This window comes from Methylothermaceae bacteria B42, assembly GCA_001566965.1.
Taxonomy (GTDB): Bacteria; Pseudomonadota; Gammaproteobacteria; order Methylococcales; family Methylothermaceae; genus Methylohalobius.
The window spans coordinates 76,712-99,152 of sequence record LSNW01000007.1 but is presented as its reverse complement, the minus strand read 5'-3'; the positions used below and the strand labels follow the sequence as shown (position 1 = coordinate 99,152).

The following is a 22,441-nucleotide window of genomic DNA, read 5'->3' as shown; positions in this document are numbered from 1 at the left end:
AAGGGGTTTTTGCGGTAAACTTGTTTTGCATGAAAAAAAGGGGGTAAAAAATGAAGAAAATAACATGCAAACTGGGTGTGGCGGGAATTGCGTTCATGGCTGTGGGGCAAGCGGTATATGCGGGCGGGTTTCAGATCAGCGAGCAAAGCGTGGTCGGCATGGGAAGGGCATTCGCCGGTTACGGCATGGTGGCCGATGACGCTTCGACGTTGTTCTACAATCCCGCCGGGATGACGGCGCTCAAGGGGACGCAAATCCAGGGAATGGCCTATTATCTCAGCAGCCATGCCAAATTTAAAAACAAAGGCTCGTCGTTGACTGTGGTGAGTCCTGGCGGTCCACTCACCTTTCCGGATAGTGGGTCACAACCGGACGGTGGGGATGACTCTCCCTTGGGCGGCGGTTATTTTAAGGTGGATATTAACGATTGGATCGCCTTTGGCCTGGGTATGACTGTTCCTTTCGGCCTGGTGACCGATTATGCGAACAGATGGGTAGGCCGCTATCACGCATTGCGTTCTGAAGTGAAAACGATAGATATCAATCCTTCCATTGCATTCCGGATCGCGGAAGGTTTGTCTCTCGGTGTTGGCGCCAGCGCGCAATATATCGAGGCGAAGTTGAGCCGGGCCCTTTTTTTGGTGAACCCTGCGACCGGTGCCCAGCTCCCGGATGGCAAAGGCAAAGTGAAAGGCAACGACTGGAGCGCGGGATATAACGTGGGGGTGATGTACGAGTTTGGCCCCAATACCCGTTTTGGCGTCGGCTTTCGCTCCAAAGTGGAATATAAACTCAAAGGTGATCTTAAAATTCGCTCACTGGTGAGGAATGCCGAACTGAAAGCCAAAGCGGATTTGACATTACCGGAAACGGTTCATATCGGGATCTTTCATCGCTTCAACGATCAGTGGAGCCTGGCCTTGGGCGCCCGCTGGACCAATTGGTCCCGGTTCAAGGAGCTGCGGGTCCGCAGCCCCGGTTTGCCCGATCAGGTGACCAAGGAAAACTGGAACGATTCCTGGACTGCCAATATAGGTCTCAACTACGATTTTAACCCTTCCTGGAGCTTTCGCGCGGGCTATGCGTTTGACGAAACCTCGGTTCCTAATAAAAGGCTACGGACCCCGCGTATTCCTGACAACACCCGTCATTGGTTGACGGTCGGGGCCTCTTATCATTATGGCGAGAATATCAGCGTGGATATCGCCTACGCCCATATTTTTGTCGAGGAGACAAAGATTGATAACACTATCGATTTAGTGGCGACAAACCCCGGACTTTTCAGTCACCAATTGGTGGGCAAGTTCGATTCCAGCGTCAACCTGGGCGGGATTCAGATGACTTTCCGGTTTTAGCTGGAATATTTCACTAGCATCCCAAGTGATGGCGCACGAGAGGGGGGTGGCTGGCCTTGTGTTTACATCATAATGCGCATATTATATGCGCATTTGACATGCAGTAATGGTGTAAAAAATGCAATTGCCTTACAACATCCAAGCGCCGAAAAAACCAACCAATCTCAGTATAAACAGCGATCTTCTGAAAAAAGCCAAAGACATGAACATCAACCTTTCGGCCACCCTGGAGCAAGCGCTTACCGAGCTTTTGATCCAGAAAGAGCGGGAATCATGGCAGAAAGAGAACCGGAAAGCTATCCATCAATACAATAGCTTTATTGATAAAAACGGCGTTTTCAGCGATGGCTTGAAGAATTTTTGATGGCGCAGTTTGCTGCTTATAAGAATAAAAATCCAGCCACTAATAGGACATACCCGCTCTTGCTTGATATTCAGTCGAATTTGTTGGATGAAATGCGCACGACTGTTGTCATTCCCTTATCGCTTCTATCGGTGATCGGTGGAAAGCCCATTTCACGCCTGTGTCCAATCGTTAAGATTGAGGATGAAAAATATGTTGTGCTTACTCAGCTGCTTGCAGGCGTGGACCGGAAAATTCTTGGTCCAAAAATAACAGATCTCACCTGCTATCGCGCGGATATTATTACCGCCATCGATTTTGTCATTTCGGGAATTTGACCTGATGGGCCATCCTTTGGTCAACCAATAGGTTTCATTCCTGCAGCATCAACGCCGCCTGGCGTAACACATCGGAAAGGGAAGGGTAGGCGTGGATGGTGTCTGCCAGGTCTTCGCTGCTGGCGCTGTATTCCATGGCGAGGACCGCTTCGGCAATCAGTTCGGTCGCTTGTGGGCCGATCATGTGAATACCCAGAATCCGGTCGGTTTCCGCATGGGCCAGGATTTTGATAAAACCTTCCTCAAAGCCGTGAACCAAGGCTTTTGGATTGTCGGCAAACGGGGTAATGGATATCTTATAGGGAACCCCCGCAGCTGCCAGGGCTGCTTCCGTACGGCCAATCCAGGCGACTTCCGGGAGAGTGTAGATTACGCTGGGAAGGTTGGCATACTCCATCCGCGCGGACTTGCCGGCAATGGTGTCTGCCACCACTCTGGCTTCGGCGATGCCTTTGTGGGCCATCATCGGGCCCAGTACCAAGTCGCCGACGGCAAAGATTTCCGGGAGATTGGTCATGCATTGTTCGTCCACGTGGACATAGCCATTCTCGTCGAGGACGACATCCACCTCGGGCGCGAACAAGGTTTCGGTATTGGGAATCCGGCCGATGGCGACCACGACTTTATCGCCGTACAATTCGGCAGGGGGTTGATCAGGGTGTTGATAGGTCAAGGTGACGCCTTCATCACCGATCTCGGCTTGCTTCACCCACGCTTGCAGGCGGATGTCGACACCTTGGCGGCTATAACATGCCAGCATTTCATTGGCAATATCCTGGTCCGCGAAGGGGAGCAGGCTGTCTTGGGCATCCAGTACCGTGACTTGGCTGCCGAACCTCGACCAAATGCCGGCGATTTCCAGGCCGATGGCGCCCGCGCCAATGACCGTCAGTGTTTTAGGAACTTGTTCAAAACGCAAGGCATCGATAGGGTCGACGATATAGCCCCCATCCAGGGGCAGGCTAGACAGTGTCATGGAATGTGAGCCCGAGGCGAGCACGATATGCTCGGCCTGGATAATGGCAGGCTCGTGATTCAGAGCCGTGATTTCGACTTGCTTCCCCTTCAGCAAGCGGCCATTGGCGCATATGTATTCGACCCCGCCACTGCGCAAAGAAGCCGTGATTTGATCGCTGATGCGCCGGACGGTGTTATCGATATGGGCATGGGCGCCCGCAAGATCCAGCGCCAATCCATTGGCCTTCAATCCAGGCCGGCCCTGTTGCAATTGATGGTATTCGTGACTTAATTGCAGCAGTATTTTGGCCGGGATACATCCATTGAGCAGGCTGGTGCCTCCCGCGAGGGGATTGCCTTTGCCGTCCCGGCTTGGATCCATTAAGATCGTTTGCAATCCTTGTCGGGCGCACAATTGGGCGACGGTGATGCCCGCCGCGCCGGCACCGATGACGGCAACGTCGTAGGATGGATGTTGGATTTGGGTTTTCATGGCTTTTGGGCTTCGACAATCAATTGGCCTTCCATGCCCCGGTCCCGGTGGCTCTTGAAAAACCACAGCTTTTTACTGCAATAAAAGGGATAGACACCAGGCCGGGCGGGGGTGATGAACTGCGTGGTGACGGTCCTTCTTGGCGGGACTTCGACAATCATATCGAGCTGGATTTCAGGTGCTTTGAGCACGAAGTCGTGGGGAGTGAGGGTATCGGTATTGACCAGTTCGAGCTCGACTTGGGCGCCGGCTGGGACGTGAATTTCATCGGGGTTAAAACGAAAGTCCCCCAGCTCTATTTTGATGGTTTGTTGCGCTTGGGCGATGGCGCTGAGCAGTAGAAAGATGGTTCCGAAAAGGGCGGAGCATTTTATGAGCCTCATGATGACCTCCCAGCGGTAGATTATTTGCCTTTGGATTTAGGTAGCAAGGCATATTCCATTGCGTCGGATAATGCCTGCCAACTGGCGTCGATAATGTTGGCGCTGGCCCCCACGGTGGTCCAAAAATCGTTGTGGCCGTCGTGCATGGTAATCAGCACCCGGGTGACGGCGGCGGTGCCGGTCTCGCTGTCCAGAATCCGGACTTTATAATCGGTCAGGCGCAAATTCTCCAGCGCCGGATATTCTGTTTTGAGGATCTGGTGCAAGGCCTGCGCCAAGGCATTCACGGGGCCGTTGCCCTCGGCGGCGGTGAGTTTGATATCATCGCCGATTTTTACCTTGACGATGGCTTCGGTCAAAAGCCCCCGTCCCCGGCGCCGTTCGGTGATGACAAAGAAATCCACCAGTTCGAAGGGCGCTCGATAGTCGTCCCTGGCCCGGTGCAGCATCAAATCCACTGAAGCTTCGGCGGCTTCAAAAGTGAATCCTTTATGCTCCAATTGTTTAATGTTTTTCAGCACCTCGCTGGCCTGATCCGGGGTGATATCCACGCCGTGAGCCCGGGCCTGATAGACCAGGTTTCCCCGTCCCGATAGTTCCGAAACCAGGGTACGCATTTCATTACCCACTTTTTCCGGGTCGATATGCTGGTAGCTGTCGGGGGATTTCAGGATCGCGGCTACGTGAATGCCGCCCTTGTGGGCGAAGGCGCTTTTGCCCACGTAAGGGGCGTGGTTATCGTGCTCGAGATTGGCCACTTCCGCCACCAGGCGCGATAAATGGGTGAGTTGCTTGAGGTTCTCCTCCGGCACTACGTCAAAGCCCATTTTCAATTGGAGGTCGGGAATGATGGTGGTGAGGTTGGCGTTACCCACCCGTTCCCCGTAGCCGTTGATGGTGCCTTGTACCTGCCGGCAACCGCCCCGCACCGCCGCCAGGGCGTTGGCGACGCCACAGCCGGAATCGTTGTGGGCGTGAATGCCAAGCGGCGTATTCAGATGCCGGCGCACTTCGGCGACGATGTCTTCCACTTCCCAGGGCAAGCGGCCGCCATTGGTTTCACACAGAATCAACCAGTCGGCGCCGCCTTGTTCCGCCGCTTTCAAAGTGGCCAAGGCGTAATCGGGATTGGCCAGATAGCCGTCGAAAAAGTGCTCTCCGTCGAAGATGACCTCCCGGCCGTGGCTTTTCATGTAGGCCACCGATTCGGTAATCATGGCCAGATTTTCTTCCGGCGTGGTTTTGAGAATCTCGTGGACGTGGAAATCCCAGCTTTTGCCCACCAGGGTAACTACCGGGGTGCCGGCATCGATCAACGCTTTGAGATTGGCGTCTTCCTCACAGGTGATGCCCTTGCGGCGGGTGCTGCCAAAGGCGGCGATTTTGGCGTGCCGTAGATCCAGGGCTTTGACCCGGTCGAAAAATTCCGCATCCTTGGGATTGGAACCCGGCCAGCCACCTTCGATATAGTGAATGCCAAACTCATCGAGGCGCTTGGCGATTTCCAGCTTGTCATCCACCGACAGGGAAATTTCCTCCCGTTGGGTACCGTCGCGAAGGGTGGTATCGTAAATAAAAACTTGGCTCATGGCGGTCCTTAGAATGCGTGATCTTTCAGGTAATTGCGGATGGCGGCCTCGTCGGCAGGCACGGTGTCGCAGCGGGTTTCGGCCGTTGCCAACCGGTCCAGCAATTCATGGTGGGCAAGATCTTCCCCCAATGCCTCGCGGATGGCATCGCCGAATTTGGCCGGGTGGGCCGTGGCCAGGCATAACGTGGGATCGCTGTCACTTAAGTGTTGCTCGGCGACATGGACGCCCGTGGCGGTGTGGGGGTCAAGCAAATATTGGTACTCCCGCCAGTATTTTTGAATGGTGGCCAGGGTGGCTTGCCGGTCGGCGCTGCCCGCGGCAAACAGGGGATCCACAGGTTCCCCCGGGGTAATCGGGAGGGTCAGGGCGCCGGTGGATTCAAATGTCTCCATCAAGTGCCGCAGTTTTTCCGGATCCTGTTCTATCCGGTAGTAGAGGTAGCGCTCGAAATTGCTCGCGACTTGAATATCCATGGCCGGGCTGAGGGTAGGAACCACTTGGCTGACGCTGTAGGTGCCGGTATTGAAAAACCGTGACAAAATATCGTTTTCGTTGGTGGCCAGGATTAATAAAGAGATGGGCAGTCCCATTTGCTTGGCGTACCAGCCAGCCAGAATATCGCCGAAATTGCCGGTGGGCACCGCGAATTGAACCTGATCGGCGCCTTTTTCCCGTTGCCGGAAAGCGGCATAAAAATAGTACACCATTTGCGCCAGCACCCGCGCCCAATTAACCGAGTTTACCGCCCCCAGGCGGTATTTTTCCTTGAATGCTACATCCCGGAAAATCGCCTTCATGATTCGCTGGCAATCGTCAAAGGTGCCTTCCACCGCCAGGTTGAAGACGTTGGGATCGAGCACTGAGGTCATCTGCCGTTCTTGCACCGGGCTGACCCGGCCCTTGGGGTGCATCACGAAAATCCGGATCCGCTCCTTACCCCGCACGCCGTAAATGGCAGCGCTGCCGGTATCGCCGCTGGTGGCGGCGAGAATATTGAGGTGTTGGTCGCGGCGTTCCAATATGTATTCGAACAGGTTGCCAAGAAATTGCAGGGCAACGTCCTTGAAAGCCAGGGTGGGTCCGTGGAATAGTTCGACAATATGGACCGGGCCAACTTCGACAGTAGGGGTGATTTCAGGGTGGCGGAAGGTGGCATAACTGCGCTGAATGATTTCTTTTAGATCTTTGTCCGGCAGATCCGCATACAGATGGATCAATTCGAAGGCCAGATCAGGATAATTGAGCTTTGACCAGCGTTCTAACTGGCAGGAAACATCGGGAATGCGTTCAGGAACAATCAACCCGCCGTCGGGGGCCAGGCCGGTCATCACCGCATCCTGGAATCCCATGGGTTCGGTTTGACCGCGGGTGCTGAGATAGTTCATCCCGCTCATGATTCCTCCTGGGCTTTGGGCCGCATGTGGGGGAAGAGCAGCACATCGCGGATGGAAGGCGAATCGGTCAGCAGCATCACCAGCCGGTCAATGCCGATCCCTTCGCCGGCGGTGGGGGGCATGCCGTGTTCCAGGGCGAGAATATAATCGGCGTCGAAATGCATGGCCTCTTCGTCGCCGGCGTCTCGGGCCTCCAATTGCTGGCGGAAGCGGGCGGCTTGTTCTTCGGGATCGTTGAGCTCGGTGAATCCATTGGCGATTTCCCGGCCGGCGATGAACAGCTCGAAGCGGTCGGTGACATTTGGGTTTTTGTCGCTGCGCCGGGCCAGGGGCGAGACCTCCACCGGGTATTCGGTGATGAAGGTGGGATCGAGCAATTTGGGCTCGACGGTTTTTTCGAAAATTTCGGTCTGAACCTTGCCCAAACCAAAGCTGGAGAGGATGGGAATATCCAGCTTCTCTGCCACCCGGCGGGCATTGTCCAGATTGTCCACATCCTCGGCGGCTAGTCCTGGGTTGAAGCGGAGCAGGGATTCGAACAAGGTGTAGCGCTGGAAAGGCGCGCCAAAATCGTAGTCCCGGCCCTGATAGGGAATGGTGGTGGAGCCGAGGACATTCTCCGCCAGGCTGTGAAACAAGATTTCGGTCAGATCCATCAAGTCGTGATATTCGGCGTAGGCCTGGTAGAACTCCAGCATGGTAAATTCCGGGTTGTGCTGGGTGGAAAGGCCCTCGTTGCGGAAATTACGGTTGATCTCGAACACCCGCTCGAAGCCACCCACCACCAGCCGCTTGAGGTACAGCTCGGGGGCAATGCGCAGGTAAAGCTGCATTTCCAGGGCGTTGTGATGGGTGATGAAAGGGCGGGCGGCGGCACCGCCCGGAATTACCTGCATCATCGGGGTTTCCACTTCGAGAAAGTCCCGTTCAATCAGGAACTGGCGAATGTGCTGCACCGTCTGGGAGCGAATTTTGAAGGTGCGCCGGGTCACCTCGTTCATGATCAGGTCGAGATAACGCTGACGGTAGCGTAGTTCCTGATCGGTGAGGCCGTGGTATTTTTCCGGCAGCGGGCGCAGGCACTTGGCGAGCAAACGGATTTCATCCACCTTGACGCTCAATTCGCCGGTTTTGGTTTTGAACAAAGTACCTTCCGCGCCCAGGATATCGCCGATATCCCATTTCTTGAATTCCTGGTAAAGGCCATCGGGCAATCCATCACGGGTGACATAAAGCTGTATGCGGCCGGACATATCCTGCAGGTGGCAGAAGCTTGCCTTGCCCATCAAACGGCGCGACATCATTCTGCCCGCCACCCGTACCCGCAGGGGTTGCTGCTCAAAAAACGCCTGAGGTTTGTCGTCAAAGCGGGCGTGCAGCTCGGCGGCAATGCTGTCGCGGCGGAAGTCGGTGGGATAGGCGATGCCCGCTTCCCGCAGGGCGGCCAGTTTGGCCTTGCGTTGGGCGATAAGGTCCTGGGTTTCGGTGGTTTGGTCGTTCATGTTTTATTAAATTAAATTCCCTTATGAAAGATTGATTTGGTATTAAAGCCCACTTTTAAGGCTGGCTTCAATAAACTGATCCAAGTCCCCGTCAAGCACCGCCTGAGTATTGCCGGTTTCCACACCGGTGCGTAGGTCCTTGATGCGCGATTGGTCCAGCACATAGGAGCGGATTTGGCTGCCCCAGCCGATGTCGGATTTGCTTTCTTCCAGTTTCTGCTGCTCGGCCTGTTTTTTCTGCATTTCCAGCTCGTACAGTTTGGCCTTGAGCTGCTTCATGGCAGTGGCCTTGTTTTTGTGCTGAGAACGATCATTTTGACACTGGACGACGATGCCGGTGGGCAGGTGGGTGATACGCACAGCCGATTCGGTCCGGTTGACGTGCTGACCACCGGCGCCGGAAGCGCGATACACGTCGATTCTAAGGTCCGCCGGATTGATTTCAATGTCGATATCGTCTTCCACTTCCGGAGAGACGAACACCGCGGCAAACGAGGTATGACGGCGGTTGCCGGAATCGAAAGGGGATTTACGCACGAGGCGGTGAACGCCGGTTTCGGTTTTCAGCCAGCCATAGGCATAAGGGCCTTCCACCTTGATGGTGGCGCTTTTGATGCCTGCCACTTCGCCGGGAGACAATTCGATGATTTCGGTCTTGAAGCCTTTGCGTTCCGCCCAGCGCAGGTACATGCGCAGCAACATTTCCGCCCAATCCTGGGCTTCCGTGCCGCCGGAGCCGGCCTGGATGTCCAGAAAGGCGTTACAGGCATCCATTTCCCCGGAGAACATGCGCCTGAATTCCAGGTCGGAAACAGTTTTTTCGTGGTTTTCCAGGTCCTCGGCAATGCTGGCGATGGTGTCCTCGTCGTTTTCTTCCAGAGCCATTTCCAGCAGTTCTTCCACCTCGCTCAGACCTTGAGTGAGATTGTCAATGGTCTGGACGGTGTCTTCCAGTTGCACCCGTTCTTTGCCCAACGCTTGGGCTTTGTCGGGATCGTTCCAGACTTCCGGGTCTTCCAGCTCTCTTAAAACTTCTTCCAGCCGTTCTTTCTTGCTGGCGTAGTCAAAGATACCCCCTTAAGGCTTCGGTACGGGCCTTGAGGTCTTCGATTTTCCGAGTCAGGGTATTGACTTCCAGTGCTTCCATAGGGTCCTCGTATCTGAATGAATAAATGTATAAATTCTACCTTAATTGACGGCCAAGGCGGACGGAAGTTTTGCGCCAAGCGTGGACAATGCGAAAATGAGCGATTCAATCTTAAGTGCAGGAATGGAAATGACGTTTCCAGCATCGCCGCGGCAAGTGGCGAAGATTTATCACCGCTTGGGTGAATTATTGGCAGTCGCGGCCCAACATTACCAATGGAAGGCGTTGCCAGCTATTGAGGTGCGCTTCGACCTCAAAGGCAAGGCGGCCGGTCAAATGCAGGCACTAGGCAAGCAAATTATTTTGCGTTTTAATCCGATATTGATGGCACAGAATTTCGATCACTTTGTCCAAGTGGCGGTGGGGCACGAACTGGCCCATGCAGTGGCTTATTTGCAATACGGCAAAAAAATCCAACCCCACGGTAAAGAATGGCAACAAGTCATGGCGTTGTTTGAGCTTCCGCCGGATCGCTGCCACGATTATGATACCTCTCAATCCCAGGTCCGGCGTTTGCGGCGCTTCCGTTACCGTTGCGCATGCCGGGAGCACGAATTGACCATTATCCGCCACCGCCGTATTCAATCCGGTCAGCAACAGTATTTCTGCAAGGGTTGCCGGCAACCCTTGATTCCAATGGAGGGGGATGACCAATCATGATGCAGGCGTGGCAGAAATTCCTGGAGCTCCTCGCTCAGGTGGATGTTCTGACTTGGGTCGTGATTACCGTCAACCTATTGCTGCTGCTGTTCGCCCGTCCTTTGGTCAAGCTGGCTTCCACCCATGACGTGAACGAGAATCTGCTGCGGCTTCGGGTGCATGTTTTTCAGTCACTGAATTTGGCCATCGTTTTGGGTTTTGTGTACTGGCACCTATTTTCCGGCGGCGGGGAAGGGCACTGGACCCGAACGCTGTTGGGAATCCTGGTGTTATTGTATTTGGCTTATCTGGTGGCGCATCTGTTGGGTATATGGATACTGCGCCGGTACGGCAAGCGCAAGCAAATCCGGGGAGAATGGCGCTGGGTGGAAACCTATCAATCCCGGCTTTTGACCTTGGTGGCGCAAATCTTCGTGTTTGTTGTCACCTTAATCACGCTGGTTCGAATGCTGGGGTTTGAGTCCCTGCTGGAAGCGGGCGGTGTGCTGGGATTTATCGGCGTGCTATTGGCCTTGACACAGGCAACCTGGGCGCCGGATTTATTCAGCGGGCTCATCATGCTCAACAGCAATATTCTTGAAGAAGGCGACGTGGTCCGGGTTAACGGGGCCGATCAACTGTTTGGCGTGGTTTTCAAGACCAAAATGTTCCATACCGAAATTCTCGACATCGTCGCCAACCACCGGGTCATTATCCGCAATGCCGCCTTGCGCGATCACGTTATTCGCAATCTCTCCAAATTCGCCTCCGCAAGAGGACTGCGGGAAAAACTTACTTTTAAAATCGGCTACGACACCCCACCCGCCAAAGTACGGGAAATGCTGGAAGTCGCCTGGCAAAAAATAGTTGAGGAGAAAATGGAAGGCATCGAAGTGCAATTCCCCCTGGAAATCGGCCTCAACGAAACCGGCGACCATGCTTTGGAATGGGTAGTGTATTACTACACTAAAAATCCGGAACGACTAATCGGTATCCGCCAATCCCTAAACGAAAGATTTCTAAAAACTTCCCAAGAATTTGGCATTTCACTGGCTACGCCGCTAACACATGCAGTATGTCTTCAAAATTGTGAAAAAGGTCATATGACTAAAGTTCAAAACCAAAATGAATGATAAGGATATTTGGGTTTTGGAACTGAATTGAGTGCTAAGACGCCAAAGCCTGAGAGACTGACAGCGGAATGATAATAAAATGAGGCTATAATTGTTTATAAAGATGAGTGCTGTGGCTGGCTTGAAACATTCTAAAGGTAAACCGCAAGCCTGCGCCTATTGCCATTACTATTCAAAGAGAAGCGTGATTTATCAATTGGAAACTTGTAAAGGTTTATATTTTCAGGTTGCCTGCAGAATTATAATTGATAATGTTTAAGAAAGAATTTTTTGTGTTTAAAAGGAGATAAGGGTAATAATGAGGCTATCAAAATATATTGTTACACCGATAGCAGTTTCTGTTATTCTTTCATTGTTATTGACTGTAAAGTCAGCAAATGACCAGTTATATAGCGGGCCTAGCGTGAATAAGGAGATAGTTCAGCAGTTTGGGGGCTATGCTCTATATGCTTTATCGAGGCTTGCATTTTATTCTTCCATAATTATGTCTCTAATGGCTTTATTGGGGAGCATATGTTATTTGTCGTTAATTAAGATTTTTAAATTCCGATATAATTTAATAATAAATATATTGTTTTGCGTTTTTTCAATATTTTCCATAACGTCAACAGTTTTTCTAGAAAAACTGTTTTACAGTCCAAGCACGGTTGTCTCTTCATTTAATTACGATATATTAAGATTGATACCAATTTGGGAGCTACTATCTCCTGTGAGGTTGTATGTTTTGTATGCTGTCGTAGTGCTGCTATTTTCTGGTCCCATAATTCTATACTCGCTGCTTAATATAAAATATAAAAAATACAAAATTGGATTGGTGTTGCTTGGGTTTTTGTCCTTGTATCCTTTGGTGTTTGTTTTGGCGCAATGGCAATCAGAACCCGATATAAAAAAACTAGCGAATAAAAGCAATAAATATCCTAATATAATTATGATTGGGTCTGATACTCTTAGGGCGGATCGTCTTGGGGTAAATGGTAATGATCAAGATCTAACGCCAACCATTGATACAATTGCAACGCAGGGGGTTAATTTTGGAAATTGTATTGTCCCCATCGCAAGGACTGCGCCAAGTATTACGTCTTTTCTTACATCAACATGGCCTAAAACCCATGGGATAAGATTTAATTTTATCGGGGATGACGAAAAGGAAATATCTGTTCCAACTTTGCCAAAACTTTTAAAGGAGCATGGATATATAACAGCTGCTGTAGGAGATTGGGCTGCAGGGGATTTGTCAAAATATGATTTTGGCTTCGATATAAAGAAATTGCCCGAAGATCAGTGGAATCTTAAGTATCTCCTTCGGCAAGGGCCTAAAGACTTGAGGTTGTTTCTAAGTTTATTTACTAATAACAATTTTGGAAAATTTTTTATTCCTGAATTGTATTATCTGGCTGGCGTTCCCTTGACATCTGAAATAGGCCATGATTCAAGGTTGTTGATTGGTAATCTTGCTAAGCAGGATAAACCGTTTTTCTTGAATATATTCATGGCTGCAACTCATGGGCCGTTTGGTTCTAATTGGCCATATTACCGAATGTATGCGGATCCAAATTATCGAGGGCGCTCCTTTTTTGCTATGTCAGGGGTTTCTTCTCCAGAAGAAATTGTAAAGGCGCAGGAAGCAGGGAAACAACATTTTGATGTGAAGCAAATATTTAGCTTATATAATGGTGCGGTTAGAAGCTTTGATGATGAAGTTGCTAAAATATTTGATTATATAAACAAGATAGGTATTGCCGATGATACTATATTTATTATTTACTCGGATCATGGAGTTGATCTTTTTGAAGGGGCAACATGGGGCCAGGGAAATATATTGTCTGATTATGGGTACCGTATACCTCTAATCATTAGATTTCCTAAAATTATCAAACGAACAAATGTAAATTCTACAATCCGTTCTATAGATTTAGCCCCTACGATCCTGCAATTAGCTGGAATTTCATCACCAACTAATTGGGAAGGCGATTCTCTTTTGGATTTGGTCTTAGATCCTAGTTCTAGAGTTGATAGATATGCTTATGCTGAAACTGGTATTTGGATAGCCAAAGTTCCTGGACTGCCCGAGGATAGAATTTCTTATCCGTCTGTCTTGGAGTTACTTGAGGTAAAAAATCATGATACCGGTACCCTTTCAATTAAGAATAAATATAAAGAAGTGCTTATACAAGCAAAAGCGAAAATGGTCAGACATGGTAAATGGGAGTTGGTCTATTTCCCCTTGAAAAGTGGTGAAATCTATTCCTTATATGATGTTTATTCTGACCCGGCATTAAAAACAGACTTGTCTGGCCAAAATCCAGAAATAGTTAAGGATTTGAAAGTTCACCTTGATGATTGGATTGATAATAATAATTAATTTATTAAAAAGCTCAGATTGATAATTTATTGAATCCGTGATTGCGTTGTTGCATAGATTCCCTACCACGCTTGGTAAGCATTCATCGGGGGGTCGTGCAACAACGCCCGAAAAAGATATAGCTTTTAATGTCTTGTAATTGTTGGTAACATGTCTTATGAAAATAATAATTATGGGTTGCTGATTCAGGTAATGATTCTGTAACAAGTTCTAAAAATACTTTTATTATGAAGTCATTGAATTTCACTTTTATTATTTTCTGTTTCGTTGTTTGTTTTTCTTTTGTACGCGATCTCCCCGCACAAGATTCAATATGGCAGCGCACAAATATTGGTGGTGGAGGCGCCATGAATTACGCGACTGCTGGGCCAACCGGCACCATTATCGTCACAACAGACCTTGGTGGCGCCTATATCAAGCGATCCTCCGATCAACAATGGCAGATCATAGGGGCCGCAAGCGGCATGTATTCAACCCATGTTATTAGCGCGGCCTTTCATCCAGATAATCCAGATATACTATTTCTGGCAACTGATGGAGGCATTTATCGAAGTACTGACGGAGGAAGACATTTTAGTCTGATCATCGGCGGTGATCAGCGGGTATTTCACTACATTGCGATTTCACCCAGTGATCCGGATATTGTCTATGCCTCGGTTACGCCAGCCTACGACAGCGTATTTGATGAAAATGGTTCGCTCGTTCCTGTAATCATGAGAAGCAATGATGGCGGATTAACTTTCAACGTTGTTTCTCGTCCTCAAGATTCCAGTAATATTCCTGCGAATACTGAAATTGTTGGTACAAAAATTATCATTCATCCACAAAACCCAGATCTAGTCGCAGTACTTTCAACATCAACGCGGTTTATTGACATCCCGCAGCCTGCTATTTATTTGACGAGGGATGGCGGTTTTTCCTGGCAAGCAATTGGTAATGAGAGCGAGCCGACAGATTTTGTTTTTCATCCGGTAGCGCCTCATTATGCCTTTCTCGCATATAAAAATTCGTCTTTTGGTACCGCGGGTATCAAATTTTCCACGAATGTGGTTACTAACGTCTGGCACGAAGTATTTGATAGCACTATGTTTCCAACAGGTAAGAACCCTCATCTGTTGTTATGGCCTCAGCAGGATAACGCCGACCCAACTCAACTGCGTGTCTTTAATATCTATACGAGCTGGTATCATGACCTGCCCCGACAGGCTGCATGGCGTATTCAACATGCCAGCCAAACACCTGACTTTGATAGTGGCTGGCTGGTAGAGGAGTTAGGCAATGTTGAGCAATGGGCGGGTACAGCTGAAAACTGGCAGTTGGGTTGGTCAAAAATTCATTCGATTTTGAATCCGGGGTCGGCTAGCCGAGCGAACACGCTTGGTTTTAACTTGTCAGACAGCAACGAACTTTATTGGGTTACAAACCAGTTTGTTTTTAGCGTGACTGATAATGCGGACAATACATTAACTGTTGAAAACCTGACGACTCACGGTAACGAGCAAGCAGGTTGGCAATCAACCGGCATTGATAACATTACCCCTTTTATTCTTGAGATTAACAAGGCTGACAGTCAAGTCATTTATGCTGGGATGAATGATCTTGGATGTCTGGTCAGCCGTGATGGCGGTGGGCACTGGAAATTATGTATTCATGATACTGACAAATGGCCGGGAATTGATGGTCATTCCTATGGGGGTGTTGTGACTGCGCTGGCTTCTGATCCAGCACACCCAGAACGCGTGTGGATGTTCGCATCTGGAGATCAGGGAGAGCCAGTCTCACCCTATTACAGTACTGACTATGGACAGTCATGGAACCAAGCTGCCTTGAGTGGTATTGCGCCAACTGCTGAGGTTTATGGGTTATCAATTGACCCCACCAGTCCTGTCAATAATCGACGTCTGTATGTCACTATTGATGGAAAAGTATTCCGCAGCATCAATCATGGCAATACATGGCGAATGGTATTTGATTGCAATTCTGGTTGCCGCACGACTGCAATTGATCCACAAACCGGAAAAATCCTTGCTGGAGGAGAAAATGGGCTGTTTGTTTCCAATAAGGGCGATATTGGAACCTGGCAGGTTGTTTTGACAAAAGGTGACATTGGTGGCTTCAACAGTGGCAGTGTCTTTGAACGCGGAGAATGGGGAGGTGTTTCTGCAATTAGTTTCGATGCCAATCACGCCAACAAAGTGCTTGTTGCGGTTTTTCAGGATGATACCAGCCAGGGTGTCTATTCATGCATCATTTCTGATTTGAACAACCTTGGCCAAGCGTGCCAGATGATTCTTGCCAATATTGCCTATGTCAGAGATGTAGCGGTTGATCCACAGAACTCAGATATTATGTATGCCAGTTCTTCATCAGCCTATACTTCTGGCGGTTTCAGGCAATCCTCGGGCGGTATTTTACGAACAATTGATGGTGGGATGAGTTGGCATCAGGTCAACCAAGGACTGGAATGGCCTATGGTAATTCCAATAGCGATTCAACCTGACTCATCCAAGGTTTTAATCGGTTCTCCTGGTGGAGGATTCTATTGGCGTGATTTTACGGATGCGATTGCTGATACTGACAGAGATGGAATCCCTGATGCTACCGATAACTGTCCCTTAACTTCCAATCCTGACCAGCGAGACAGCAACAATGATGGCTATGGCAATCTCTGTGATGCGGATTTGGACAACAATGGATTTGTCAGCTTTGCTGATCTTGCCCTATTTAAATCGGCTTTTGGCAGCAGCAATGCGGATGCTGATTTTGATGGCAGCGGCTTTGTCAGTTTTGATGATCTGGCAATATTCAAGAGCCTATTTGGCAAAGTGCCGGGCCAGTGAAAATCGGTGATTTATTCCATTGAATGATGTGTGAAGTGCCAGGTACATAGCTAATACTCCGTCAGAAAGAATTAAATTAATTGGATATATGAAGCGGATAGGCAGTCATCCACTGCGTGGCGCTCGCTTGATTGACCCTGTTAGTTCTGAGCTCGTGTGCATTACAACTAACCACTGGTCAAATCCACCAACGCATCAATCCTAAGTTGACGAAGTACTAGAAAGTACTTCTCCACTGGCGCTATACCGGGAAGGTATTTGGTAGTGCAGGGGGTACTCCGTTTCGCTGGTGAAACTATATGCCTGCGGCAAATCAAGTATTTGAAGAGGAGTGCGGGTGGCGAGATGGGGCTTCAAGGTCAGGCAGCTAGTATGAATAATAGGTGGTTTTGAAAGACTTAGAATTAACTTGGATATTTCCATAGGCTATCGGAAGGTTGCTTGTCATCACATACGTGATTTTTGCTACCAGGAGCCAAACAATCTACAATTTTTGCGCGGCAACCAGGATATTTCTTTTGATAAATCAAGGTGTAAGGTGATGTATTGAGTCGGATGCAATTCCGGTTATTTAGAACGGATCAATCCGCCCGGCGGGGACGTCTGGAATTTCCCCGGGGTAGGGTGGAAACGCCCGCCTTTATGCCGGTGGGAACTTATGGCACCGTTAAGGCGATGACCACCGAGGAAGTCAGGGAGAGCGGCGCCGAGATCCTTTTGGGAAATACTTTCCATCTTATGTTGCGTCCTGGAGTGGAAATTATCCGCGCCCATGGGGGGTTGCATTCGTTCATGCATTGGCTGGGGCCGATTTTGACCGATTCCGGCGGCTTTCAAGTCTTCAGCCTGGGCAAGATCCGAAAGATTCGCGAAGAAGGCGTGTACTTTCGTTCTCCCATAAATGGGGATGAAATTTTCATGGGGCCGGAGGAATCGATGGCGGTTCAGCGTGGATTGGGCTCGGATATCGTCATGATCTTTGACGAGTGCACCCCTTATCCAGCAGAGTTTGAGCAGGCTCGTTTGTCCATGAAGTTATCGTTGCGTTGGGCCGAGCGGAGCAAAGTTGCCCATGGAGATAATTCAGCCGCTCTGTTTGGGATAGTTCAAGGTGGTGTCTATGAATCATTGCGCGAACAATCCTTGCAGGGCTTGGTGTCTATCGGGTTTGATGGTTACGCCATAGGCGGCCTGTCAGTGGGAGAACCCAAAGAGGACCGCTACCGGATTCTTGATGCGTTATTACCACAAATGCCCGAAGACAAACCCCGTTATTTGATGGGAGTGGGGACGCCGGAAGATATTGTGGAATGCGTGCGCCGTGGAGTGGACATGTTTGATTGCGTACTGCCTACCCGCAATGCCCGTAATGGTCATTTGTTTACCCGCGAAGGTGTGGTCAAAATTCGTAACAGTCGCTTCAAGGAAGATACCCTGCCGTTGGATGAAGCATGTGAGTGTTATACCTGCCGGCATTATTCCCGGGCCTATCTTCATCATCTTGATCGTTGCGGAGAAATATTGGGAGCCCGTCTCAATACCACACACAATTTACATTATTACCAACAACTGATGCGTGGGCTTCGGGAAGCAATTGAGGCTGGGGCATTGGAAGATTTTGTCCAACAATTTTATCTTCAACGGGGCAAACAAGCGCCGCTTATGGCATAATTTCTAGTTTATCTAACTGACTCGATAACTATAAAGGATTCTCTCATGGGGTTTTTCATTTCCGACGCGTTGGCCCAAGCCGCGCCGCCCGCACAAGAGCCTGGCATTGTGGGGCTTTTGTTGCCTTTGGCTATCTTTGCTTTTTTCTATTTGCTTTTTATCTGGCCGCAACAAAAACGCGCCAAAGAACACAAGAAAATGGTCCAGTCTCTCGGCAAGGGGACCGATGTGGTCACCAATGGCGGGATTGTCGGCCGGGTGGTGGATCTGGATGAAAGCTTCGTTGTCCTGGAAGTAGCCGATGGCATACATATCCAGGTGCAAAGAAACGCCATTGCCACCATCTTGCCCAAAGGGTCCTTTAAGGCAATCAAAAAGAAGATCGCGAAAGCGGAAAAATCGTCATAAGAAAAAGCTGAAGGATAGTCATGCAGAACCGTTTTCCCCTGTGGAAAAATGCGCTCATCATCATCGCTTTGGTGTTAGGCGCGCTTTATGCCTTGCCCAATCTGTTTGGCGAGGATCCCTCAATTCAAGTGTCTCCGCAGCGGGAGGCCACAGTTGACGCGAGTTTACAAGTACGCCTCAATAAAGCCTTGCAAGCGGCGGGATTGCAATCAAAAGCGATGGAAATCCAGGAAGGCAAGCTATTGGTGCGATTCGATTCCACCGACGCCCAACTGAAAGCCGCCGATATTTTGCGGGATGTTTTGGGGGATCAATATACCGTTGCGTTGAATTTGGCCCCTGCTACTCCAAAATGGCTTCAAGCCATTGGTGCCGAGCCTATGTATCTCGGGCTGGATTTGCGGGGCGGTGTGCATTTTCTCCTGCAAGTGGATATGGAAGCGGCCATTGATCAAGCGGTGGAACGTTATTTAAGTGATATCCGCACCACCCTCCGGGAACAGAAAATCCGTTATCTTGCGGTCAACAAGGACGGCAAGACTATCCGCCTCAAGTTCAAGGATGCCAGTGCCATGGCCAAAGCTCAAAACGTTTTGAGCAAGGAATTTCGGCAACTGGTCATCACTGCGGATGAAAACAATCTGGAACTGGTCGTCCAGTTGTCGGAGGCCGAGCAAAAGGAAATCAAGCGTTTTGCATTAAAGCAAAACCTTACCACATTGCGTAACCGGGTCAATGAGCTGGGGGTGGCGGAACCTGTCATTCAACAACAAGGGGAAGACCGGATTGTTGTTCAATTGCCTGGGGTACAAGATACTGCGCGCGCCAAGGATATTCTCGGCGCTACCGCCACTTTGGAGTTCCGGTTGGTGGATACCGAGCACGATGTGGAAGCCGCCCTCAAGGGACATCCGCCCATTGGTACCCGCCTTTATTATGACCGCAGCGGCAAGCCGGTATTGTTAAAGCGGCGGGTGATTGTGACTGGGGATCAGATTGTTGATGCTTCTTCCGGCTTCGATCAGCAAAGCGGCTCGCCAGCGGTTTTCATCACCCTGGATGCAGTGGGTGCCAAGCGCATGGCCAAGGTGACGCGGGAGAATATCGGCAAGCCCATGGCGGTGGTGTTTATTGAAAACCGGGTGGAAACAAAAACGGTGGATGGCAAGAAGGTGCGGGTCAAGAAACGGGTTGAAGAGGTCATCAATATCGCTACCATTCGCGGCCGTTTCAGCAAGCGTTTCCAAATCACCGGCCTCGATAGCACGGAAGAAGCCCGCAATCTAGCGCTCTTGTTGAGAGCCGGAGCTTTGGCGGCACCGGTGGAAATCATTGAAGAACGCACAGTAGGTCCCAGCCTGGGCCGAGACAATATTGAACGCGGCTTTATGTCGGTAGTCGTCGGCTTTGTCCTGGTATTGGGATTTATGGCTTGGTACTACAAGGTCTTTGGACTGGTGGCGGACGTGGCGCTCACCTTTAACCTGATTTTGCTTCTAGCCATTTTGTCATTACTCCAGGCTACCCTAACCTTGCCCGGGATTGCGGGTATCGTGCTGACGGTTGGGATGGCGGTGGATGCCAACGTGTTAATATTCGAGCGGATAAAAGAAGAACTGCGCAATGGCAATAGCCCCCAAGCCAGTATTTATGTGGGTTACGAGCGGGCTTTTGCCACCATTTTCGATGCCAATATCACCACCTTGATTGCCGCATTGGTGCTTTTTGGTTTAGGCACTGGACCCATCAAGGGTTTTGCGGTCACGTTGTCCATCGGCATTATGACCTCCATGTTCACCGCGATTTTGGTGACCCGCATGCTTATCAACTGGTTTTATGGCAATCGCCGCTTGAAAAGCCTGGCGATTTAAGGAGTTAACATGACCCAGCATATTTCCCAACGCAATTTCGATTTTATGGGCAAGCGTAACTTTGCCCTGATTTTGTCCGGTTTTTTAATAATTCTTTCTTTGGGGGGCTTGATTTTCCAGGGGCTGCGCCTGGGGTTGGACTTTACCGGCGGCACTTTGGTGGAAGTCGGTTATCCAAAACCGGTGGATCTTGCCCATATCCGCTCTCTTTTGGAGCAAGGGGATTTCAAGGACGCGGCGGTTCAGCATTTTGGTACTTCCCGGGAAGTGCTGATTCGCCTGGCGCCAGATCCTAGCCTTAACACTTCTCAATTGAGCAACAAGATCCTGGAAGTCTTGCAGCAGGCCGATCCTGACAATCGTCCGCAACTTCGGAGAGTGGAGTTCGTGGGGCCTCAAGTAGGTGAAGAGCTTACGGAAAAGGGTGGATTGGCCATGCTGTTTGCCTTGTTTGGGATTTTGATTTATGTGGCGTGGCGCTTTGAATACCGCTTTGCCCTGGGGGCGATTGCCGCCTTGATTCATGACGTTATCATCACCTTAGGCTTTTTCGCCTTGACCCAGTTGGAATTTGATTTGACGGTGCTGGCCGCCATCTTGGCGGTGATTGGTTATTCTCTCAACGACACCATCGTGGTATATGACCGCATCCGCGAAAACTTCCGGCGAATAAGGCGCGGGGATGCGGTGGAAATTATCAATATTTCCATTAACCAGACCTTGAGCCGTACGTTGATCACTTCCCTGACTACTTTGCTGGTGCTGTTGGCGCTGGCTTTTCTGGGGGGTGAAATTATCCGCAACTTTGCCATTGCCTTGATTCTTGGTGTGGTAGTGGGGACTTACTCATCCATCTACGTGGCCAGCTCTGTCCTGCTGCTATTGAAGGTCAAGCGGGAAGATTTGCTGTTGCCGGAAAAAGAAGCAGTGGATGTGCAACTGTAACGCAATAAATATCAGATAATCCAGCGGGTTGACACTACTGCATCCCGCTGGGTTCATTACCCCCACCTAAAACGCATCTCACTTGGTTTTGACAAGAAATATTGGCCGTCATCCAGCCCCCCAAGGAAGGGTTTATGGCGTTTTCCAAAAGCTTCTTGCCTCGCCCCTTTTGGGAGGGATTTTTACATGGTGTGCTGCGGCGTCCGTAATTCATCAGTCACAAAGGGCGCTATCCGCTGGCAAATGATGCCGTGTATTTTCGGTGTGCCCGCGACGATATTGCCAATTTCGAGATATTGATTGTTGCCGTCAAAATCACTGACGATGCCTCCGGCTTCTTGAATGAGCAGGATGCCGGCCGCCATATCCCAAGGCTGAAGACCAATTTCCCAGAAACCGTCCATTCTGCCGCAGGCCACATAAGCTAAATCCAAGGCAGCGGCCCCCGCACGGCGGATTCCGGCGCTATCTTTGAACAGGGCGCGGAACATATTCAAATAGTTGTCGAGGAATTGTTGCTGCTTGAAAGGAAATCCTGTTCCCAGCAGCGCGCCTTCCATGGTGGTTTGTTTCGATACCCGGATGCGGCGGTTATTCAGCATGGCGCCAGCGCCCCGGGTGGCGGTGAACATCTCTTGCCGTAGTGGGTCATAGACCACGGCCTGTTCTATTTGCCCCTGATAGCGCAGGGCGATGGAAACCGCAAATTGCGGAAAGCGATGGAGAAAATTAGTGGTGCCATCGAGAGGATCGATGATCCACAGAAACTCGGGTTCCGAAGCATTGCCAAGACGGCCGCCTTCCTCACCCAGAAAATGATGATGGGGGTAGGCTTTATGCAGGATGCGTATGATTTCCTGTTCAGCGGTTCGGTCCACCTCGCTGACAAAATCATTTTTGCCTTTACTGTCAATTGCCAGGTAATCAATCTGATCGAGGGCGCGCACAATGATGTCCCCCGCACGTTTGGCTGCGCGGGTGGCCATATTTAACATGGGATGCATAATGTGTGTCTTTGCGGTAAAAGGTATTAGTATATCGGCTTTTTGATAGAATTTTGCAACTTTA

At 50.2% G+C, this 22,441-nt stretch carries 18 protein-coding genes; 11 read left to right on the top strand and 7 right to left on the bottom strand.

What is annotated here, in order from left to right; genetic code table 11:
* Nucleotides 1-50: 50 nt before the first annotated feature.
* The 3 genes from AXA67_04750 (at nucleotide 51) to AXA67_04740 (ending at nucleotide 2,036) form a co-directional block, all read left to right on the top strand.
* Nucleotides 51-1,355: a hypothetical protein gene (locus AXA67_04750; protein KXJ41639.1), complete on the top strand. Its 1,305-nt coding sequence runs from the start codon at nucleotides 51-53 to the stop codon at nucleotides 1,353-1,355.
* Between the two features lie 118 nt (nucleotides 1,356-1,473).
* On the top strand, nucleotides 1,474-1,719 hold the full coding sequence (locus tag AXA67_04745) for an acetoacetyl-CoA synthase (GenBank protein ID KXJ41638.1): 246 nt from the start codon (nucleotides 1,474-1,476) through the stop codon (nucleotides 1,717-1,719).
* The gene (locus AXA67_04740; GenBank protein ID KXJ41637.1) at nucleotides 1,719-2,036 is read left to right on the top strand and encodes a plasmid maintenance protein CcdB; all 318 of its coding nucleotides are present in this window, start codon (nucleotides 1,719-1,721) and stop codon (nucleotides 2,034-2,036) included. The genes AXA67_04745 and AXA67_04740 overlap by 1 nt, the downstream gene beginning before the upstream one ends.
* Before the next feature lie 34 nt (nucleotides 2,037-2,070).
* Here the strand turns inward: AXA67_04740 and AXA67_04735 are convergent, their stop codons facing one another.
* Genes AXA67_04735 through AXA67_04710 form a run of 6 tightly spaced genes read right to left on the bottom strand, consistent with a single transcriptional unit; the run spans nucleotide 2,071 to nucleotide 9,377 of the window.
* Nucleotides 2,071-3,486: a hypothetical protein gene (locus AXA67_04735; protein ID KXJ41636.1), complete on the bottom strand. Its 1,416-nt coding sequence runs from the start codon at nucleotides 3,484-3,486 to the stop codon at nucleotides 2,071-2,073.
* Entirely contained in the window at nucleotides 3,483-3,869 is a 387-nt protein-coding gene (locus AXA67_04730; protein KXJ41635.1) for a hypothetical protein, read from the bottom strand. The genes AXA67_04735 and AXA67_04730 overlap by 4 nt, the downstream gene beginning before the upstream one ends.
* Before the next feature lie 20 nt (nucleotides 3,870-3,889).
* Nucleotides 3,890-5,458 (bottom strand): transferase, encoded by a 1,569-nt coding sequence (locus AXA67_04725; protein KXJ41634.1) that lies wholly within the window; start codon nucleotides 5,456-5,458, stop codon nucleotides 3,890-3,892.
* An 8-nt stretch (nucleotides 5,459-5,466) separates the two neighbouring features.
* Nucleotides 5,467-6,846 carry a threonine synthase gene (locus AXA67_04720; GenBank protein KXJ41712.1) on the bottom strand — a complete coding sequence of 460 codons (1,380 nt, stop codon included), beginning with the start codon at nucleotides 6,844-6,846 and terminating at the stop codon, nucleotides 5,467-5,469.
* 5 nt (nucleotides 6,847-6,851) lie between these two features.
* The gene (locus AXA67_04715; GenBank protein ID KXJ41633.1) at nucleotides 6,852-8,357 is read right to left on the bottom strand and encodes a lysine--tRNA ligase; all 1,506 of its coding nucleotides are present in this window, start codon (nucleotides 8,355-8,357) and stop codon (nucleotides 6,852-6,854) included.
* A 42-nt stretch (nucleotides 8,358-8,399) separates the two neighbouring features.
* On the bottom strand, nucleotides 8,400-9,377 hold the full coding sequence (locus AXA67_04710; GenBank protein KXJ41632.1) for a peptide chain release factor 2: 978 nt from the start codon (nucleotides 9,375-9,377) through the stop codon (nucleotides 8,400-8,402).
* A 256-nt stretch (nucleotides 9,378-9,633) separates the two neighbouring features.
* On the opposite strand from AXA67_04710, the gene AXA67_04705 reads away from it, so the two are divergent.
* The 8 genes from AXA67_04705 to AXA67_04670 all read left to right on the top strand — a co-directional run bounded on the left by AXA67_04705 (nucleotide 9,634) and on the right by AXA67_04670 (nucleotide 21,373).
* The gene (locus tag AXA67_04705; protein KXJ41631.1) at nucleotides 9,634-10,164 is read left to right on the top strand and encodes a hypothetical protein; all 531 of its coding nucleotides are present in this window, start codon (nucleotides 9,634-9,636) and stop codon (nucleotides 10,162-10,164) included.
* The gene (locus AXA67_04700) at nucleotides 10,161-11,276 is read left to right on the top strand and encodes a hypothetical protein (GenBank protein ID KXJ41630.1); all 1,116 of its coding nucleotides are present in this window, start codon (nucleotides 10,161-10,163) and stop codon (nucleotides 11,274-11,276) included. Before AXA67_04705 ends, AXA67_04700 begins: the two co-directional genes overlap by 4 nt.
* A gap of 298 nt (nucleotides 11,277-11,574) precedes the next feature.
* A complete protein-coding gene (locus tag AXA67_04695; protein KXJ41629.1) occupies nucleotides 11,575-13,638 on the top strand; it encodes a hypothetical protein in 2,064 nt (687 codons plus the stop codon).
* A gap of 347 nt (nucleotides 13,639-13,985) precedes the next feature.
* Nucleotides 13,986-16,478 carry a hypothetical protein gene (locus AXA67_04690; protein KXJ41628.1) on the top strand — a complete coding sequence of 831 codons (2,493 nt, stop codon included), beginning with the start codon at nucleotides 13,986-13,988 and terminating at the stop codon, nucleotides 16,476-16,478.
* Nucleotides 16,479-17,033: 555 nt separating this feature from the next.
* Nucleotides 17,034-18,149: a tRNA-guanine(34) transglycosylase gene (gene tgt / locus AXA67_04685; protein KXJ41627.1), complete on the top strand. Its 1,116-nt coding sequence runs from the start codon at nucleotides 17,034-17,036 to the stop codon at nucleotides 18,147-18,149.
* A gap of 45 nt (nucleotides 18,150-18,194) precedes the next feature.
* Complete coding sequence (locus AXA67_04680; GenBank protein ID KXJ41626.1) at nucleotides 18,195-18,557, top strand: preprotein translocase subunit YajC; 363 nt, start codon at nucleotides 18,195-18,197, stop codon at nucleotides 18,555-18,557.
* Nucleotides 18,558-18,577: 20 nt separating this feature from the next.
* Nucleotides 18,578-20,428 carry a preprotein translocase subunit SecD gene (gene secD, locus AXA67_04675; GenBank protein ID KXJ41625.1) on the top strand — a complete coding sequence of 617 codons (1,851 nt, stop codon included), beginning with the start codon at nucleotides 18,578-18,580 and terminating at the stop codon, nucleotides 20,426-20,428.
* Nucleotides 20,429-20,437: 9 nt separating this feature from the next.
* Complete coding sequence (locus AXA67_04670; protein KXJ41624.1) at nucleotides 20,438-21,373, top strand: preprotein translocase subunit SecF; 936 nt, start codon at nucleotides 20,438-20,440, stop codon at nucleotides 21,371-21,373.
* Between the two features lie 182 nt (nucleotides 21,374-21,555).
* Here the strand turns inward: AXA67_04670 and AXA67_04665 are convergent, their stop codons facing one another.
* Nucleotides 21,556-22,377: an inositol monophosphatase gene (locus AXA67_04665; protein KXJ41623.1), complete on the bottom strand. Its 822-nt coding sequence runs from the start codon at nucleotides 22,375-22,377 to the stop codon at nucleotides 21,556-21,558.
* Between the last annotated feature and the right edge of the window lie 64 nt (nucleotides 22,378-22,441).

What these genes read in the sequence shown, in the direction of transcription:
- AXA67_04745 (KXJ41638.1), top strand. Translation starts at nt 1,474, where the DNA reads ATGCAATTGCCTTACAACATCCAAGCGCCGAAAAAACCAACCAATCTC.
- AXA67_04740 (KXJ41637.1), top strand. Translation starts at nt 1,719, where the DNA reads ATGGCGCAGTTTGCTGCTTATAAGAATAAAAATCCAGCCACTAATAGG.
- AXA67_04720 (KXJ41712.1), bottom strand. Translation starts at nt 6,846, where the DNA reads ATGAACTATCTCAGCACCCGCGGTCAAACCGAACCCATGGGATTCCAG.
- AXA67_04725 (KXJ41634.1), bottom strand. Translation starts at nt 5,458, where the DNA reads ATGAGCCAAGTTTTTATTTACGATACCACCCTTCGCGACGGTACCCAA.
- AXA67_04705 (KXJ41631.1), top strand. Translation starts at nt 9,634, where the DNA reads ATGACGTTTCCAGCATCGCCGCGGCAAGTGGCGAAGATTTATCACCGC.
- AXA67_04680 (KXJ41626.1), top strand. Translation starts at nt 18,195, where the DNA reads ATGGGGTTTTTCATTTCCGACGCGTTGGCCCAAGCCGCGCCGCCCGCA.
- AXA67_04665 (KXJ41623.1), bottom strand. Translation starts at nt 22,377, where the DNA reads ATGCATCCCATGTTAAATATGGCCACCCGCGCAGCCAAACGTGCGGGG.
- AXA67_04670 (KXJ41624.1), top strand. Translation starts at nt 20,438, where the DNA reads ATGACCCAGCATATTTCCCAACGCAATTTCGATTTTATGGGCAAGCGT.
- AXA67_04730 (KXJ41635.1), bottom strand. Translation starts at nt 3,869, where the DNA reads ATGAGGCTCATAAAATGCTCCGCCCTTTTCGGAACCATCTTTCTACTG.
- AXA67_04715 (KXJ41633.1), bottom strand. Translation starts at nt 8,357, where the DNA reads ATGAACGACCAAACCACCGAAACCCAGGACCTTATCGCCCAACGCAAG.
- AXA67_04695 (KXJ41629.1), top strand. Translation starts at nt 11,575, where the DNA reads ATGAGGCTATCAAAATATATTGTTACACCGATAGCAGTTTCTGTTATT.
- AXA67_04750 (KXJ41639.1), top strand. Translation starts at nt 51, where the DNA reads ATGAAGAAAATAACATGCAAACTGGGTGTGGCGGGAATTGCGTTCATG.
- tgt (KXJ41627.1), top strand. Translation starts at nt 17,034, where the DNA reads ATGCAATTCCGGTTATTTAGAACGGATCAATCCGCCCGGCGGGGACGT.
- AXA67_04690 (KXJ41628.1), top strand. Translation starts at nt 13,986, where the DNA reads ATGAATTACGCGACTGCTGGGCCAACCGGCACCATTATCGTCACAACA.
- secD (KXJ41625.1), top strand. Translation starts at nt 18,578, where the DNA reads ATGCAGAACCGTTTTCCCCTGTGGAAAAATGCGCTCATCATCATCGCT.
- AXA67_04700 (KXJ41630.1), top strand. Translation starts at nt 10,161, where the DNA reads ATGATGCAGGCGTGGCAGAAATTCCTGGAGCTCCTCGCTCAGGTGGAT.
- AXA67_04735 (KXJ41636.1), bottom strand. Translation starts at nt 3,486, where the DNA reads ATGAAAACCCAAATCCAACATCCATCCTACGACGTTGCCGTCATCGGT.